The sequence below is a fragment of the Ruminococcus flavefaciens genome, assembly GCF_900108555.1.
Classification (GTDB): Bacteria; Bacillota; Clostridia; order Oscillospirales; family Ruminococcaceae; genus Ruminococcus; species Ruminococcus flavefaciens_P.
Map to the genome: position 1 here is coordinate 262,973 of NZ_FNWV01000001.1, position 17,739 is coordinate 280,711.

At 41.6% G+C, this 17,739-nt stretch carries 19 protein-coding genes; 4 read left to right on the forward strand and 15 right to left on the reverse strand.

Translation table 11 applies throughout. The features are described 5' to 3' along the window. Nucleotides 1-128 precede the first annotated feature (128 nt). The 15 genes from cas2 to BLW60_RS01155 all read right to left on the reverse strand — a co-directional run bounded on the left by cas2 (nt 129) and on the right by BLW60_RS01155 (nt 14,214). Entirely contained in the window at nt 129-419 is a 291-nt protein-coding gene (gene cas2 / locus BLW60_RS01090; RefSeq protein WP_074714064.1) for a CRISPR-associated endonuclease Cas2, read from the reverse strand. Between the two features lie 9 nt (nt 420-428). Continuing rightward, nucleotides 429-1,451 carry a type I-C CRISPR-associated endonuclease Cas1c gene (gene cas1c / locus BLW60_RS01095; protein WP_074714065.1) on the reverse strand — a complete coding sequence of 341 codons (1,023 nt, stop codon included), beginning with the start codon at nt 1,449-1,451 and terminating at the stop codon, nt 429-431. Further along, nucleotides 1,448-1,915: a CRISPR-associated protein Cas4 gene (locus BLW60_RS01100; RefSeq protein ID WP_242872799.1), complete on the reverse strand. Its 468-nt coding sequence runs from the start codon at nt 1,913-1,915 to the stop codon at nt 1,448-1,450. Before BLW60_RS01100 ends, cas1c begins: the two co-directional genes overlap by 4 nt. Before the next feature lie 29 nt (nt 1,916-1,944). Beyond that, the gene (locus tag BLW60_RS17085; protein ID WP_242872800.1) at nt 1,945-2,121 is read right to left on the reverse strand and encodes a hypothetical protein; all 177 of its coding nucleotides are present in this window, start codon (nt 2,119-2,121) and stop codon (nt 1,945-1,947) included. Further along, nucleotides 2,118-2,990 (reverse strand): type I-C CRISPR-associated protein Cas7/Csd2, encoded by an 873-nt coding sequence (gene cas7c, locus BLW60_RS01105; RefSeq protein ID WP_074714066.1) that lies wholly within the window; start codon nt 2,988-2,990, stop codon nt 2,118-2,120. The genes BLW60_RS17085 and cas7c overlap by 4 nt, the downstream gene beginning before the upstream one ends. A gap of 14 nt (nt 2,991-3,004) precedes the next feature. Then, nucleotides 3,005-4,813 (reverse strand): type I-C CRISPR-associated protein Cas8c/Csd1, encoded by a 1,809-nt coding sequence (gene cas8c, locus BLW60_RS01110; protein WP_074714067.1) that lies wholly within the window; start codon nt 4,811-4,813, stop codon nt 3,005-3,007. Continuing rightward, entirely contained in the window at nt 4,807-5,526 is a 720-nt protein-coding gene (gene cas5c, locus BLW60_RS01115; protein ID WP_074714068.1) for a type I-C CRISPR-associated protein Cas5c, read from the reverse strand. Before cas5c ends, cas8c begins: the two co-directional genes overlap by 7 nt. A gap of 12 nt (nt 5,527-5,538) precedes the next feature. Then, nucleotides 5,539-7,713, reverse strand: coding sequence for a CRISPR-associated helicase/endonuclease Cas3 (locus tag BLW60_RS01120; RefSeq protein WP_074714069.1), 2,175 nt, complete (start codon nt 7,711-7,713; stop codon nt 5,539-5,541). 234 nt (nt 7,714-7,947) lie between these two features. Beyond that, complete coding sequence (locus BLW60_RS01125; RefSeq protein WP_074714070.1) at nt 7,948-9,054, reverse strand: nucleotidyltransferase domain-containing protein; 1,107 nt, start codon at nt 9,052-9,054, stop codon at nt 7,948-7,950. Further along, nucleotides 9,041-10,786, reverse strand: a complete 1,746-nt coding sequence (locus BLW60_RS01130) for an ABC transporter ATP-binding protein (protein ID WP_242872801.1) — start codon at nt 10,784-10,786, stop codon at nt 9,041-9,043. The genes BLW60_RS01125 and BLW60_RS01130 overlap by 14 nt, the downstream gene beginning before the upstream one ends. Continuing rightward, complete coding sequence (locus BLW60_RS01135) at nt 10,759-11,199, reverse strand: S24/S26 family peptidase (protein ID WP_074714071.1); 441 nt, start codon at nt 11,197-11,199, stop codon at nt 10,759-10,761. The genes BLW60_RS01130 and BLW60_RS01135 overlap by 28 nt, the downstream gene beginning before the upstream one ends. Further along, the gene (locus tag BLW60_RS01140; RefSeq protein ID WP_074714072.1) at nt 11,192-11,452 is read right to left on the reverse strand and encodes a PqqD family protein; all 261 of its coding nucleotides are present in this window, start codon (nt 11,450-11,452) and stop codon (nt 11,192-11,194) included. The genes BLW60_RS01135 and BLW60_RS01140 overlap by 8 nt, the downstream gene beginning before the upstream one ends. Before the next feature lie 4 nt (nt 11,453-11,456). After that, nucleotides 11,457-12,170, reverse strand: coding sequence for a hypothetical protein (locus BLW60_RS01145; protein WP_242872802.1), 714 nt, complete (start codon nt 12,168-12,170; stop codon nt 11,457-11,459). A 298-nt stretch (nt 12,171-12,468) separates the two neighbouring features. Continuing rightward, on the reverse strand, nt 12,469-13,671 hold the full coding sequence (pncB, locus tag BLW60_RS01150; protein WP_074714074.1) for a nicotinate phosphoribosyltransferase: 1,203 nt from the start codon (nt 13,669-13,671) through the stop codon (nt 12,469-12,471). A gap of 18 nt (nt 13,672-13,689) precedes the next feature. Continuing rightward, the gene (locus BLW60_RS01155) at nt 13,690-14,214 is read right to left on the reverse strand and encodes a cysteine hydrolase family protein (protein ID WP_074714075.1); all 525 of its coding nucleotides are present in this window, start codon (nt 14,212-14,214) and stop codon (nt 13,690-13,692) included. Nucleotides 14,215-14,518: 304 nt separating this feature from the next. On the opposite strand from BLW60_RS01155, the gene BLW60_RS01160 reads away from it, so the two are divergent. From BLW60_RS01160 to BLW60_RS01175, 4 genes are all read left to right on the forward strand, one after another. Continuing rightward, nucleotides 14,519-15,583, forward strand: coding sequence for an iron-containing alcohol dehydrogenase family protein (locus tag BLW60_RS01160; protein ID WP_074714076.1), 1,065 nt, complete (start codon nt 14,519-14,521; stop codon nt 15,581-15,583). Beyond that, nucleotides 15,580-16,212 carry an HAD family hydrolase gene (locus BLW60_RS01165; protein ID WP_074714077.1) on the forward strand — a complete coding sequence of 211 codons (633 nt, stop codon included), beginning with the start codon at nt 15,580-15,582 and terminating at the stop codon, nt 16,210-16,212. The genes BLW60_RS01160 and BLW60_RS01165 overlap by 4 nt, the downstream gene beginning before the upstream one ends. 1 nt (nt 16,213) lies before the next feature. Continuing rightward, nucleotides 16,214-16,699 (forward strand): hypothetical protein, encoded by a 486-nt coding sequence (locus BLW60_RS01170; protein WP_074714078.1) that lies wholly within the window; start codon nt 16,214-16,216, stop codon nt 16,697-16,699. Nucleotides 16,700-16,894: 195 nt separating this feature from the next. Next, the gene (locus tag BLW60_RS01175; RefSeq protein ID WP_074714079.1) at nt 16,895-17,551 is read left to right on the forward strand and encodes a GNAT family N-acetyltransferase; all 657 of its coding nucleotides are present in this window, start codon (nt 16,895-16,897) and stop codon (nt 17,549-17,551) included. Nucleotides 17,552-17,739 lie beyond the last annotated feature (188 nt).

The following is a 17,739-nucleotide window of genomic DNA, read 5'->3' on the forward strand; positions in this document are numbered from 1 at the left end:
GTCACTTCCGCCACAACGGGTGGACTAATTCAAACAAAACCATATAGTTTTGTTCATATTTTATTAATAAATCATTGTTTTTTTACTGCGAACCTGCCGACATTTCAATATCATTTGGCTTTCGCAGCTCAAATTATTATCACTCCTTCAGGATCATAAGTCTCTTTTGCACCATAATGCTCAACACGCCTGTGCCAGTTATTTCCAAGATAGTAAAATCTCAGGCTGTCATGTTTTTCGTCGATAAGTTTCAGAAGTTTGTCTTTGACTTTCAGAAATATGCCATAATCAACATCTATCTCAAAAACTGAATTCTGCACTCTCTGTCCGTAATTCTGACATTCCTTTGCTATTTTACGCAGCCTTGTTTTTCCCTTGCTGTCAGTCGTTGAAACATCATAGCTTATAAGCACCATCATATGTATCACCTACTTCATGATAAAACAAGGATATTCCTCGATCTCACCTCTGAAATACTTTGCAAGCAGATTGCTCTGTACAAACGGCAGTATTCCGAGAGTTATCTTTTCATTAAGATATGGGTGAACTATGCTTGTCCTTTTCTTTTCCTGCCATGCGGACAGGACTTTCTTTTTGCCTTCCTTTGTTAGATATACTGCTCCGCTTTCCTGCTTTTCAAAATCACAGATATTGATCTTTTTCAGATTTATAAGCGTCAGTGTGAGACGTTCTGCGATACATCTCACTTCCTCAACAAGATCGCAGGCAAGACTGCTTCTGCCCGAACGCAGTGCATGATAGAAACCGTAACAGCTGTCAAGTCCTACACTTTCAAGCGCGGAAGCATACCAGCTCGTCATTATCGTATAAAGGAACGACAATACGGCATTTACGGGATCAAGCGGCGGACGCTTGGTTCTTGCTGTTACATAAAAATCATCTTTCTGATGCAGGATAAGCTTATCAAATATATTGAAGTACGACTTTGCACAGCTTCCTTCAAGTCCCATTATTGTTTCGGTATCATTCATTTCATAAACGTGTTCCATACCGCCTTCGAGATATTCAATACATCTGCTAAGCTCGCCGTCACTGTCAAGCTGGGGATTATCACGCATTGAACGCCGTATAAGGAAGCGTGTATTCGACAGCTTTGCAGCTACCGTATTCTGAGCAAGAAGTATATCGGGCTTTGCAAGCTGTTCAAACTGTGCCTTTCTCAGAAAAATGTTGCCCTTTGTCTTGCCGCATACCGAAGCAAGATACTTGCCTGACGGAGATATAAAGCTGATCTTTACACCCGTATCCGCACATTTTCCAATAAGCGCAGGCGAGCAGCCAAGATAGCTGAAACAGTATATATCCCCTATATTTACAAATGGCAGGCGGAATTTTTCCTTATCCTCGCATTTACATACAATATTTTCGCCGTCAAGGGTGAGCCATGCTGTCTCATCGAGGATATACAAAGAATTCAATAGTTTTTTCACGGGTAATCAGCTCCTTTCTGCTGCATAACAAGCTCTTTTACACTATACTTTTTCTTCACGGGAAAGCAAATATCACTTAATGAACAGCCTGAACATTTCTGTCCTTTTTTACGCTGAGGTATCATTTTTTCCGCAAGGACTCCCCTCATTTCTTCAAGAAGCTTTTTCAGCATATCATCATACTTCTGATATTCTTCATCAAAGGGCAGCCGTACTCTCCTGCGAATATCTGCATAATAAATATAACATTCACAGCTGCATTTCCAGATACTGTCCGCACATATCTTCTGAGCAAATACCTGTATCGCATCTGTTGGGCTGAACTCCTCATTCTTAGGAGCTTTCGGCTTATATTCGACTATGCGCACTGTAAAGCTTCCGTCATAGCCGTCAAGCCTTACACCGTCATCGCTCCTGACAAATTCGATACAGTCCGTCACACCGAAAATGTCATACTCAGGCATATCATTATAAACTGTTATATCGCTCCGCACTATCTTTTTACTGTCAGAAAAACTGTGACTTCCGTCGTGTACGTGTTCGTGGAGAAGATTAGCTTGACAATGAATGCATTTTCTGCCCAGTCGCTGTTTACTTCCAGCAGGGCAAATCTTCTCGGACAATACATATAATGCTGAATAGTGCGGATATTTATTGTGCTGTCGCTCATAGCTTTTCGATAAACTCAACGCCTTCGGGCATATTTCTGTCCACCGTTATCTCGTAATCCCCGAAGCTTCTCGGCGGCTCGACACCTGCCTTCCTTTCGACTTTAATTTTATCAAATAGGATATGTGCAGGAGCATTTCCAAGTGCAGACTCATGCTTGAATACATAAAGCTTTCTCAGGCACATTTTTCCTCTTGCAGCACTTCTGTCATTCTCAAACATATTGATTATCGCAGTCCAGAGAAGCTCCAGATCGTCCTCGGAAAAGCGGGTCACTTTCTGTGCCAGCATAGCGGAAACATAGCCCTCAGCACGGTAAAGTCCATAGGAAATAAAGCTCTTTTTGCCCATTTCACTCTGCTTTTTTTCATTAAAATCCTTATCCGTAGTAACTGCCTGACGAGTGACTGTGATATCCTGTACATATACAGGATCAATGCTCTTTGCAAAATTAAGCTGAACAGGACCTCTTACTATTCCGCAGGGATCATCACCTGTACTCATTACAGCACCAAAAGTTCTTACATCGAAATAGTTATCGCATATGTATCCCTGTGCCTTTTTAACATCATCTGTATTCTTGCCTTTCTGCTTCTTTTCAAGTCCAAGTGCATCATATGCCTCGGTAAATTTTGAATTGAGCGAACGATCAGCCTTTACAAGTATATTGTATCCTCCCTCGCCTTCCTTATAAAGCTCCACAAAGTTCCTTATCTTGCGCTTGAGACATACATCGGTAACGATACCGAAGGAAGTCTCGGGATCAGTTCTCGGCATATTGCCTGCATCGGGATCACCATTAGGATTACCGTTCTCCACATCAAAAAGCATTACAAATTCATATCTGTTCTTGATAACATTATTTTCCATAATTGACCGTCCTTTCATTCACTTTTTTCCGAAGTATACAGCTTCTTGTTCATCTGATAATAGCCTATTATAAATCTTCCCTGATCGTCAAGACTGAGCGTCTGCGGATATTCTCCGTCAAAACCGTCACATACGCTTCCTATGAGACGATCGTAGTATATCTGTTTGCCGTCGCCCAGCTTTCTCATGTGGTTCTGCGAGAGCTTTGCAAGCTTCGGGAAAACACTGGCAGGTCTTGAACAAGCCGAAGCAAAATAAGCATCTTTGATAGTTCTGTTGAGATTTCCGCCCGATGACTCCTGCTGTATTTTTTCATACACTGCAAAAAGTCCTCCGCACAGATAAGCGGGATTTTTGTTTTCATCGTTCCAAGCCAAAGTGAATTCCTCCTTATTGTTTTTTCTGTTAAGACAGGCTTTTATTATTCCTGCCCTTGTATCATTGAGTTTGATAAATTGATTTTTTTCCTCATCACTGTCTGTTTTTACTCGTCTGACAGCCGTTGACAGCATTGCGTCAGGGTACTTCGCACCGTTAAAAGCAGCAAGCATTATGCCTGTCATAAGCGGCGGCGGTACTTTGTCGTTTGATGACTTAGGCGACACAAGCTCTTTTGCAATCCTATTGAAATAAACGGGACGAGTATTATCCTCGCTTATATTAAGATCACTCTGATGGCGAATGAGATTTTTCAGCATATTCCCGAATTTATCACGGTAGATGAACTTCTGACAGATACGAGAACTGTTAGCAGTTAATCCTGCAATATAGAAGGTTACATCATTGTCAGTTTCAAGTTTGTCTATTGAGCTTTTATCAGCTGAATACCCTCCCTTAGCGTAGCTCATTATCGTACTGATCTGCAATGTTGTTTTCTCGTCATCACTGCTCATGCCAAGAAGTGCAGAAAAAAGGCTGCACTCTGCCAAATCGTCATTCTTCATGGCAAAGTATACGATCACCATATCACCTATCGAAACATGATGCTCGGGTGAGGCAAGAAGCTTGTTTAGCGTTGCCGTGTATTTCTTCATTGCAGCTTCGGAAACATTGCTGTTGAAGGACTGCGTCTTGCCATATGACTCAAATGCAGTATCATTCATGCATACAAGCTGACAGCCTGATGCCTGTCCACCGGGAAACCTCATGATCTTATCATGCAGTCTTGCCTGCGGAAGTTTCTCACCCAATATTCCGCAAACAGATATTTCGGAGTTACTGTTCTCATCTTCTTTTTGACTGCGGCTTTTCTGATACTTTTCAATAAACTGCTCATCAGCTTCAAGGTCCGCCATTCCTACACCTAAAGTAAAACCAAAATAAGCTTTTTGATATTCCTTGCCCAGCTGCTTCAGCACATCGTTCTCTGTCTCGTTCTCAGGCACCCATTTTTCAATGAATTTACGATAAGCCGTACATATCTGCGAGTCAAGTCCGTCAAAGAATTCAAGCTCATGTTCCACAAAGGCTTTATGTGATTTCCTTGCCTTTCCCGTTCTGTCATCGGGAGTAAAAACTCCGTCCTCATAGTTCAGACCAAAAATATACAGAGGTCTATGTTCTATGTAATTTGAGTCTATACCCGGCTTCTGAGTTCTTGCAGGCAGACAGGCTTTTCTCGGCACTTCAATAAACTTCTCATTGCCTTTTTTATCCTTTATGATCTTTTTCTCATTGAACGGGATAATCTCCTTCATGTCTCCGTTCTCGGAAAGAACAATACGATAATCGATCTCCTGTTCGGCAAAACCGTCAGGTATTTTTTTGCTATCGTCTTTTGCCGCTTGTTTGTCTGCGTATTCACAGAGAGCTTTTATCAGCATACTATCCCCTCCCTGTATTTGTCAACGTCTATCACTCCGTTTATCATGTGAGGACGATAATAAAGCGGAGAGGCAATATCCGAAAATCTTGGATTTTCCCAGTCGTCGTTCACAGGCTTGCCGCCGTCATCGAATTTAAGACCGTAAAGCATAAAGCCAAGATCAATGTCACCTTCAAGCTCACTGTCAATGAGTGACATATCAAAATCGTCCACAAGTTCCATTCGCTTCACCGAGAATTCCCTGCACCCAAGACACGGCTGTCGGAAAAACTGACCATTCCTTAATCGCCGCAGCATGATATTGTAATGCTTTTCTTCACATTCATCTTCATGCTCTGATCTGTTGCCTGTAAGCTCAAAGTGGAACTCTATTCCGTATTTTACATCTCTCAGCAGCATTCCTGCACGCTGGCTGCGCTGTTCTGAGGCATATATCTCCGCTGAGCCTTTTCCTTTCATCTGTGACTTTACCGACGAAAGCGGAATTTTGCATTTGATCTCGTTTCTTCTTATGTTGATAAAACGTATAGGGTTAAAAACTATGATCTTATCCACGATTATCCTTATAGCAGGCTTCCAGTACACTGATTTGATGAGTCCCTCTATTGCCGAAATAGTCGGAACATCATAGCTTACTCTTTCAACCTTGAACTCAGGTCTTGTGAATAAGGCATAATCCCCTTCAACGATAATCTTAAATCCATATCCCATATTATCACCTCTTTAAAATAAATAGTCACTTTGATGATCAATATCAAGTCCCGTATCTGATCTGTAATTATCATTATTCGTCAGTACGTAGACACCGTTCCCAACATCTCGAATAAGTCCGATAGAAAGTGCTTTGTCGTATTCTCCGTGCAATTTCAGTGAAACAGTATATTTCTGTAATTTACGCAGTGCAGTTTTTTTGCTTGAAAAAACAAGTGCAAGCAGTTCCTCTGTTTCAGTGTTGTTGTTTATGACAACTCCCACCGTATCGTCCTGTATGAATTTGAATTTTTCAGAATAGGTACGGAACGGGATACTGTCAAGACTATGAGTTATATTCGCAATGGAGTTCCTTTCTATGGCTTCTTTGCTGTAATTGAATATACGGCTGTAATACTCCCTTATGCACTCCTGTGAGGAAATGTCATCATAATTCTGAAGAAGTTCCCTCATCGCACTTGCCCTGATTTGCAGATCACCGTGCGGCTTTTCGTCAGTTTCAAAAATGAAAACGTCACCACATTCACGTTTTCCCTCACGATTACATCTGCCGCCTGACTGCAGTATGCTGTCAAGTCCTGCAAGCTGTCTGAAAACAGTCTCAAAATCAAGATCAACGCCCGCTTCAACAAGTGAAGTGGATACGACCGTTATCTTTTCGCCTTTCGCAAGATCGCTGCGTATAGCCTTTATCGCAGCGGAACGGTCTGACGGAGTCATATATGTTGAAAGATGATATTTCTTTCCGCCGAGAATATTATACATCTCTCGGGCTGTTCTTCGGCTGTTGACAATTATAAGGCTGCTTTGGTATCCCATAGCTCTTTCAGCAATGCTTTCAATAGTAGTTGTTCCGAGATCAATGTACCTGCACTTGCTGAAATATGAGAAATCACTTTTATCACGTATAAGCTCACAAAGAGGAGCATTTATGGAAAACTTTTCAAAAAGCGGCGTGTAATCAGGCATTGTTGCCGACAGGAACACTGCTTCACTGTTTAAGTACTTTGTCACGAAACCAATTCCTCTCAGACAAGGCTGAAGCATTTCAACGGGCAGCATATGCACCTCGTCAAATATGATTATGCTGTCAGCATAGTTATGCAGCTTCCTCAGTCCCGAACTCCTGTAATGATACAGCGACTGGAAAAACTGAACACAAGTTGTAATAATTATGGGAGCGTCCCAGTTTTCGGCTGAACGTTTCAGCTTATCGGCTGTGAGGTCATTTTCGCCCATATCCTCAAAGCAATAATTTGAATGATGCTGTAAAATATCAGCATATTTTCCGAACAGCTTCTCAAAGGTTTCCGCCGTCTGTTCAATTATGCTCGTATAAGGAATGACGTAAATAATTCGCTTTTTCCCATGCTCACGCAGCTTTTTCAACGCTATCTTTATACTGCAAAGAGTTTTTCCACTTCCTGTAGGCATATTGAGTATACTTACCGCACTGTCATCGGAACTGCGGCTCACAGCCTGTTCCTGTAACCTACTCCTTGCAAGCTTCAAAGGCGTATCGTGTACAAAGCCTGAAAGGCACTCATCAACAGATTTTTCAGCTTCTGAAAAGTCCGCATCACAACCACGTTCTATCTCAGGTGAACAAAAATGCTCAGTATCTATAAAATCCGCATCTGTGAGACATGAGAACAGATACCGAGTAAAAAAAGCGTACTTTTCGACCAATTCAGTTTTGCTGTTTACCTTTTTAAATTCTTCAGTGAAACGTATCGCCTCAGGAAAAACCAGATCGATCTGCTGACTGTACGCGCTGTAATCTGCATCACCAATATAGTTTTTTTCGCGTTTCAAACGGCTGTGAAGAGTTGTATCGGCATCAGCAAGATCAGCATCTGAACCGCCGTCAGGAAGTCCCGTATGATGCCCTGCAATGCAGTATTGGATCATATACAGCAAAAACAAGCGGTTTTCTGCTGAGATATTGGTATTCAGCTTCCCTGCCTCTATCGCACCGCATGACGAATGTTCAAAGCGTTCGCTGCTGCCACTGAGTCGGCGCTGGAATGCCAATGAATACTTGCCTATATCATAGGCAAGTCCGATAAAATATGCTATATCTTTCGTAAGTTCAACAGAATTATCACGAGCCGCTTCCGCAACATTTTCAAGATGTTCCTGAACAGTCTGCTTCCTGTCATCTGTAGTGTGAGCATAGTACTCCATCGTTCGCCTCCTTATACAACATTATTCGACATCGTTCGACATTATCTGACACAATACACATTTGTTTTTATAATATAATAATTATTATAGTAATATTATACCATTATATTATATCTTCGTCAATGCATAGTGAGCATAATTAACAAACTGTTAATCACCTTCCCTCCGTCGTTTTCCCCACTTAAACATAAGAAAAACGCCCCTGATTTTCAGGGACGTTTAGCTGTTTCTTTATTATTTGCGAATTTGTTTTTTATGTTCAGATACACTCTTCTTATTTATAGCACCGTGGAATAAGCGGTATATATATGCCGCAGGGATAAGAAGCTTGCTCTTTTTCACCCACGGAACAGATACTTCAAGGTATTCCAAAGGTGGGAACAAACGATAACGCAGATATCCCAATTTTGAACCTTTTGTACGGTATTTGAGATCGTTTTTTACTCGGTTTTCGCGAACACCATAAGTTCCCGACATAATGTAGTAATCAAGAAGCTCCTTTTCCTCACTTGAAAGCTGCTCCATTGAGAAAAGCTTAGCTGCAAGCTCACGGTTTGTTTTCTCAAAATCAGCTATTTCAAGCTTTTCAAGCTCTGCACTTATATAATCATTATCAAGCTTATCCTTGAATTTCTGCATAAAAATATATGTATCAACAAGTGAGCGCACACCTATTCCATAGCTTGCAAAGTGCTTGTATTCATGGGCTATAAAGTAGATGTAAAAATCCTCATCGCGGAAGTGATAACCGTATTCGTTTTTCTCGTCCTTGATGAGCCTGTTCTTCACATCTTCATAATAACCGTGAAGCTTTCCTACATGAGCTCCCGTGAACAGCTCGTTGTGCATCTCAAAATTGCAAACAGGCGGCTTGAAATAAGCGTCATCATTATCCTGCCCGAAATGATCACAGGTAAAGCCCATATCAAGCATAACTTCCTTTATATACGCTCGTTTAGTGCCGTCACAGAGTATATCATTATCCGACATCTGACGCATACCCAGCTTTGGATACCAATCCTTGAATATAGCCCCCTTCAGCGGCATATACCATATTTTTTCCGCTTCAAGACGCTTTAGTATCTTTGCGCGTTCACTATCAAGGAGAATATTCTTACGGATAGATTTTTCCTTAGCCTGCGTGAAGTCATTGTCCTTGATGCCTGCTGATTCCAAAGCATAAGCAACACAGGCTGTAAGGATATGTGTCTGACAAACCTCAAAAAGCTTTGGCAGATCAAGTTTTTCGATGCGCTCACGGTCAGGAGTTACACCGTTTATAGAACAAACAGTAAGATATATCATATCCTCAGCATTGCTGCGGAATTCACTCTTCTCCATTTTCTATCACGCCCTTTTCGGTAAATTGCAGTATCCTGTCGCATATATCAAGTGCAGCAGGTCTATGAGTAACGATGACTACGGTCTTATCTGTCATATTCTTGAGATTTTCAAGAACCTTGCGCTCTGTAGCCTCATCGAGAGCACTGGTTGCTTCGTCGAGCAGCATTATAGGACATTTTGAATATATAGCTCTTGCAATAGCAATGCGCTGCATCTGTCCTTCTGAAAGACCTGTTCCGCGCTCACCGAGAAGTGTATCAACGCCGTCATCAAGCTCGCTTACGAACTCGTCAGCACAGGCTATTTTCAATGCTTCGTTTATACGCTTATCGTCGTGAAGTCCGCTCTTATCGGCAAAGCAGACCACATCACGGATAGTTCCGCTCATAAGCTGATTTCCCTGCGGAACATACGCAAACAGGCGATGAAACTTTGCCGAAAGCTCCTCGGTATTACCGCTTTTATCAGTTATGTAACGTCTGCCGCCGTCAAGCTTATATATACACATCAGCAGCTTCAATACGGTACTTTTTCCGCAGCCGCTGTGACCTGTAAAAGCAACATACTGTCCCTTGCCTATTTCAACACTGATATCTTTCAGCACTACAGGCATCGTATCCTTGCTGAGCTGACGAACGCTGTCGCCTGACGGATAGTAGGCAAACTCAGCTTTTTCAAGTCCCATAGCAGAAAAATCATTACGGTAATAACCAAGTGTTTCGTCAATGTCCATAGGCTGAACATCGGTGTCATTTTCAAATGCTTCGATCTCCATAAGACGTTCGGCACTTGCTGTCATGGCATAAAACTTGGGCAAATAGCCTGTTATATTGGCAAAGGGCGACTGTATCTGAGAAATAAGCTGAGTGATAGCTGTCAATGTACCGTAGCTGATAGCTCCCGTTAAAATGCCGTAGCCGCAGTAGATAACTCCCCCCACATACATTCCCTGCATACCTGTATGAAATCCGATATTGCAGAAATTTGAAAAGCGGGTACGCTTCATGCGCGACTTCTTATGGTCAAGCATTTTTTCGAGTGCATCATTTTCGGTCTGTTCTTCCGCAGCAAATGAACGTATCATCATCATACTGCCAAGTCGTTCCTGCAAATATACACGGAGCTTTCCGTCCCGCTCCTGTATATTTTTATGAAGTCTTTTCAGCACCTTTCGGAAGCCATACGTGGCGAAAAACAGAACTATACCAACAGGCAACAGAATAAGCGCGAAACGATAGTCAAGTACTATCATCATAGCCATTGCACTGACCATTTTCACGACCATACCTGCAAGTCCGGGCAGTATCTCAACACTGTTCTGAGCCACAACTACCGTATCGTTTGTAAGACGGTTCAGCCATTCGCCCGAATGTACCGCACTGACAGTTCCGAAGTCCTTTGTAAGGATATTGTTCAACAGCCGCTGCTTGAAAAGATTTTCGAGAGAGGCACGGGAAAGCTCTTCAAGCCAGCGAATTATCGCCCTCATTGCGACCTGCGCCAGTACAAGGAGAATTATAAATATAACATTCAGCCTGAAGCCGCTCTTGTCACCGTCAACTGCACAGTCAACGATATTTCTCAGCAAAAGCGCGTAAAGAACTCCGCTCGCACCGTTCAGTGCCTGAACTATCATCAGCCACAGTATATTCCATTTTTTTCGACCTGTAACTGAATACAGCCATTTTACCGCATTGTTCTTCATTTCTTTATTCTTCTTTTCAGCCATTTCGGTAATCTCTTTGCTTTAAGGATAAATGCTCGTAAAGGGAAAAAATCACACCACAAATGAACATACAGCTTGTATTTACGATCATTCACGGATATCTCTTTACCGTTTCGTACAACACCGCTTAAAACACCTATGATGTGCTTGTCCGTTATGCCATATTCCTTACTATAGCGGTTATCTCCGCAGATAACGTAATCATCATTACGGACTTTCAATATCCTATGCAGTACATACTGTCCGCTGTCACGTTTATAAAGCGGAACATCATACTTTTTTAATCTGCCTTCAACAGGAGTTATGATGAGCAGATCTCTGTCCTGCTTGATAAGCGGCATCATACTGTCACCTTTATTTGTGTAGATCAGTTTGCCGTTTTTAGCAAGCTGTTCCTCAAAAGTAGATTTATTCATCTATAGCTCCAATTTTTCTGAGCTGATCTATGATTTTCTTCACATCACGTTCCAGAGCTTCCTTTGGAGCATCATACTTCTCCTGCATTTTTGCAACTATCTCAGCCTCGGTAGTATCATTTTCGAGACAGCTTATTATAAAACCTGCTGTTTCATTGCTGCGGACAAGTCCCGAAAACTTGCTTGCTCCTGTAGAAACGAGAAGCTTCTGATCTCCGTCATCATGTGCTAAAAATCCACTGTTAAGTTTCATAAAATCAACCTTTCATTCCGTTATATGCGACTTCCGCCGCTTCCATATCCATATTGCAGGCGAGCCTGTACAGTTCGATACTTTCCGCCATTCTGTCCACAAGTTTCAGCGTTTTAGCCATTTGCAAAGGATCCTGCGGGCGATATACCTGCTGTAAAAGCATTGAATAAGCCTCTGTTTTTCCGATAGGAACGATACTGTTTTTCTCACCGCGCGTAAGTATACATATAGCTTTCAGCGGCACTGACATATTGCAGCCAAGTCTGTGCTTACCGTTATATGGGGTGCCATAAGCAATAACTCCAGTGTCTGTTATTTTCAGCATAGGCTTGTCGTCATTGACCATTACCGCCTTGTCACCGAGATATTCTCGCCAAAGCCTTGTATGTGTTGACTTGCCTGTTCCTGACTTTGCCGTGAAAAGAAATCCCTGTCCTTCAACCGCTATCACAGAGCCATGAAACACAAATGTATCATAGTTCGGCATATACTCGGCTATCTTACGATATACCGCAGTTTCTTCAAGAAGATCGTCCGAAAAATTCGGAAGTTCTTTTCCTTCATAAGCAAATTCAGAGTCCGACTTCTGCTTTTCATAAATGATATCCTCAGCAGTCATCTCCACTGAAAGATCAGCAGGCTCATCTGTGAGATAATCCTTGCAGTATTCGTGAACTTTTTCATATATTGAATTCACTTCAATGATCTTATCTGCCATTTTGTATTTTCCTGTAAACATTGATCTCTCCAATAAGTAATAATTAGTATTCTTTTACGAATATTATATCATATAAGCGAAGCGTTATGATATAATTGCCCGATATGCAGGGAGCAAATCTCTGATTTGCGTATCTGCAAGGGCTTTTAAATCAATTATAATGAATGCTTTTGCATTCATTATATCATAGCAGAAACAAAATAGCAAGTCATACGGTGCTGAATTAACGTTATCCGTCAATAAAAAATGCCATAGTATAACCGATAATAACACGGAAATACTATGGCTGAACAAAACATTATTTTTTTACAGTTGCTTCTCTTTTAAGTCTGAAATCAACAGAACGTTTCAGATAGCCGAGGTAATCATCATCTCTGCACATTGCCTTGCCGATATCATCAGAAAGCTTTGCAACAGGTCTGCCGTTTACATACTGTAGCTTTATAACGATATTCAGAGCCTTTTCCTCAGTATCGTTAGAGCAGAACGTACCTATACCGAAAGATACCTTTGTCTTGTCGCAAAAATAGTCATGCAGCTTCTGAGCTCTGTCAAAGTCAAGGCTGTCGCTGAAAAGCAGGAGCTTTGTTTTCGGGTCAACGCCGTACTTTTTATAGTGAGCGATCATCTTTTCTCCCCACTCATAGGGATCACCGCTGTCATGGCGGACACCTGTATAGTTATTGACCATGGAACGGTTGAAATCAAGCAGGAACAGGTCTGTAGTGACTGTATCTGTCAAAGCAGTACCGTTATCACCGTCGTACTCGTCATACCAGTCCTTCATTGCATAGTGGTTGGTATAAGCAAGTGGGATAGAGTCAATTCCCTGATACATCTGCACGAATTCATGTGCATAAGTACCGATAGGTGTTACATTATACTTCATTGCAAGATAAACATTTGAAGTACCTACGCAGTTTTTAGTCTCTGTAACAAATCTCTTTACAACAACTTCCTCCCACTCCCGTGAAAGTCTCCTTCGGCAGCCGAATTCAGCAAACTTGAATGTATAAGTTCCGTCGTTCATTGCCTTTATCTTAGCGTCAAGACGCTCCTCAGCCGACTTTTTCAGCTTCTCATAGTCGTACTTCATACGGAAGTATACCTCATTGACGATCTCGAGCAGATATATCTCGAACTGCATAGCCGAGAAAAGCGGTCCGTCCACTTCAATAACCAGCTCACCGTCTTTCAGCTCAGCTGTAACATAGTCGCGGATAGGTCTCCAGAGCCTGAGAAATTCAACATAGTCATTTTTTATGAAACGTATTGAACGAAGATAATCAAGCTCCTCCTTTTTGAAAGTTAGCGAGCAAAGGTGGTCTATCTGCTCGTTTATCTCCTGAACCATTTCGGGAGTAAACACAACGTCCTTATTTCTGCATTTGAAGAAATACTGTCCGCACAGGTCAGTGTGCTTGTGGAAGATGACCTGATCCATATTGAATTTATACAGGTCTGTATCAAGAAGTGAAATAACGATAGGTTCGAGTTTCATAGCTTTCTCCTTTCCAGATCAAAGAATATCTATCTGACAGCTTTTCATTGTCTCTATTGCAGCATCATGCTTTTCGGGAGTTACGCCTGCACAGCACTTTTCATCTACTGCAATAGGAGCTTCGGGAAAGCTTGCCTTTAATAAGAGTGTATTGCTCACAACGCATATATCAGTGCAAAGACCTATAAGCTCAATGCTGAATTCATCGTTTCCTGCTGCCTTTTTTATAAGCTCGGGGAGCTTTACAGAACCGAATGTATACTTTTCAACAGGAGTATACTTTTTTCCTTTCAAAGCAGCAGATATCTCTCTGTTCAGCTGCCAGCCCTCAGTCCCCTTTATACAGTGAGGCACAGGAAGCTTTTTACCCTCTGCCGTGTCCATATAATCATCAAAATGAGTATCATATGTTGCAAATATCTCGCCGTCGAAATCAGCGATCTTTTTTACAGCAGCAGATACAATAGCACAAGCCTCTTTTGAACCAAGTGCTCCGTCGATAAAGTCCTTCTGCATATCAACAACGATCAAAAACTTTTTCATAACCTCATATCCTCCTATGATAAAAGTAATATACCTCAATTATACCGCAGCTTTGATGCAAGGTCAAGTATAATTTTTTAAGTTTGCTCGATTTTACACCTTTCGCATATAGCTTAACGGTACATTCTTCGGTTAATGTTTTTGTTTATTCTATTATGATAATATCACATTTATATTATCTTGTCAAGGGGTTTTGCAAAATTTTTTGGATTTTTATATTCACATTACCTTTTTCAGTGCTGTTATTGCATATTTTTACGAAATGTGGTAAAATAGTCATAACATTATTTTAGGGGGTAATCATATGAACCAGCACACAAGATTTAATCTTCCAATTTGTCTTGCAGTTGAAGAGGACGCATTCTTCCACTCGGACGAGATAGTAAAGAGATACATTCCCGATATAATCGGACAAAAAACAATCATCATATCCGAGGAATTTCTCATAGGCATCTATAAGGACAAAATAATGGATATAAGCAGTGATTTCGGCAATGCAGAAATAGTTGCAATGAAGAGCGCAAGCTTCGACGAAGCTGTTTCAATTGCCAAAAAGGTATGCGTTGAAGATGTAAAGGTCATAATCGGCATAGGCGGCGGAAGAGTCCTTGACACAGCCAAATATGCAGCTCATATCAGCAAGGCTGTATATATATGTATGCCTACATCTCTCAGCAACGACTCTCTCGCATCTCCTTTTTCTGTGCTTGAAACTTACGGTAAGGCTCGAAAGACACTGACCTGCAAGATACCTACTGCAATAATAGTCGATACAAATATGATAATCAACGCTCCCGAGGGACAGACATTATCGGGCATAGGTGATACTATTGCAAAGCACACTGCCCTTTTCGACTGGAAGCTCTCTGCGTCAAAGACCAATTCCCGCGTTGACGACTTTGCCTACGCCCTTAGCCGAATGAGCTACGATTCGGTTTATCACTGCGATGAGAAAGACATGAAAAACCGCGTGTTTATCCGTATCCTTTCAAGAGCACTCGTTATGGGCGGTCTTGCTATGGAAATAGCAGGTTCTTCACGTCCGTGCAGCGGAAGCGAACACCTTTTCGCCCACGCTATCGAAGAATACTACCCCGATGTAAAAATATCACATGGTCTTGCAGTAGCACTCGGAAGCATACCTGCCTGCATATTCCAGGGACAGACTCCACAGGGACTTCTTGACTTTTTCAGAACATACAAGCTTGACATCAATCCAAAGTCCTACGGCATAACCGAGGATATGTTCGCGGATATGTGGGATAAGGCTCGCACTGTCAGAACAGGCAGGATAACAATACTTGATGATATCAAACTTGACCGAGTTCAGCTCGATGAAATATACAGCAGAATGGTGGAAGGAAAATGAAAAAAGGCATAATTTTTGATATGGACGGTACTCTCTGGGACTCCTCGGCAAATGTTGCTGCTTCGTGGACAGAGATCGTACGCAAGTCCGAATACGATCTCCCAGATATAACTCAGGAAGACGTTATGGGCGTAATGGGACTTACTATGGACAGGATCGCAGACAAGCTTTTCAGTTCCCTTTCTCAGAAAGAACGCATGGAGCTTCTTGAACAGTGCTGCAATTATGAAAACGACTATCTTCTTAAACACGGCGGAGTCCTTTATCCACAGCTTGAAAAGACTTTTATCCGCCTTAAAGAAAAGTATCATCTCTACATCGTAAGCAACTGCCAGAAAGGATATATCGAAACATTCCTTGAGCACTACAGCTTCGGGAAATATTTTGACGATATCGAATGTTACGGCAATAACCTCAAAAGCAAAGGAGACAATATCGCTCTCGTTGTCAAGCGAAACAAGCTTGACAAGTCTTGGTATGTTGGCGATATACAGGGAGACTATGACGCTACTATGCAGGCTGGTATCGATTTTATCCATGCCGCATACGGCTTCGGTAAGATAAAGCAGACAGTTCCAGAACTTGCAAAATTCAGCGATCTTCCCGAACTAATGGAAACACTGCAATGATATGAAAAAACGTGAAGGAAAGCGAAAGTCTCCGTTCACTTCATACAATGACGGACGTATTTATGGATTTTTTGTCATGCTGAGCTTTGATGCTTTGGCTTTGATTTATTGTATATACCTCTGTAAAAAGCGTGATCTGCCTTTAAACTCGCTGCTTGGATTATTCTCTATCAGACATGGTTCACCATATATCTGGGCATTCACTGTTATAGGTCTGTATTATCTTATCACATGGATAATATATAAAATACGCTGTCACATAATTATAAAAAACGGAGAGCTGCATAGTTCGGCTGAACTGATAGATTTTGATTATGTATCAAAGCTGGGGACACGTTCGAGATATTACTCCTACAAAGTCAAGCTGCCCGACGGACGTATCATAAAGACCGAAAAATATATGTTCAACAATTACTACGAACTTGTCAGTAAAAAATGTACGGTGTACGAATACAAAGGCAGGTATTACTGCACTAAATTCAGATGAAAGTATTGACAACACCTGAAATGCATTGTATAATGTACTCAGAAATACATAAAAAGTATTTCGTAATTTATTTTTAAGGAGAAGTTGTTTGAAAAATAATAACAGAACTGAGATAGCAGCGTAAACGGGTGGTTTGCGAATACTGTCTCACACAAACCTCCCGTGTCTTGTCAGCTAATTCAGGAGGAAAAAATAATGAATAAATTAGACTGCATCATTCGTAAGGAAACCAAAAACGACTACCGCGAAACCGAAAATCTCGCACGAGAAGCATTCTGGAACATGAGCAAACCGGGCTGCAATGAGCATTACTTCATACATATTATGAGAGATCATGCAGACTTTATCCCCGAGCTCGACTACGTTATCGAGCTTGACGGCAAGGTCGCTGCAAGTGTTATGTACTGCAAGGCAACTCTCACAGACGAACAGGGCAATGTGAAGCCTGTGGTCACTATGGGGCCGCTGTGCGTACTCCCCGAGTATCAGCGAATGGGATTGGGAAAGGCTCTCCTTGAACACACATTCAAAATTGCAGAAGAAATGGGTTATGACACTGTCATAAACTTCGGTAATCCCGACAACTATGTTGCAAGAGGCTATAAGAGCTGCAAGAAGTACAATGTGTGCTTTGAAGGCGATATATTCCCTGCTGCTCTGCTGGTAAAGGTACTGAAAGAAGATGCTCTTGACGGACGAAAATGGTTCTACCACCCAAGTGAGGTGGACAAGCCGTGCGATGACGAAAAGGCTGTAGAGGAATTTGACAAGCTGTTCCCACCAAAGGAAAAGGGCTGGCAGCCAAGTCAGGAAGAATTCTATATCCACAGTCATTCAACTATAACGTGGTGATCAGATAACTTCAAAAGCCGACAGTTTTCACGCTGTCGGCTTTTTTCATGTTGTTTTCCCTGCAATACATCTTTTTTATTATATTATACTATTCGCCTATAATATATCTGAATATATAATTCGTTCATAGTTTTATATGTTTATTTGAGCACGTTATACAGTCGCATGAGCTCATTTATGTCCTAAAC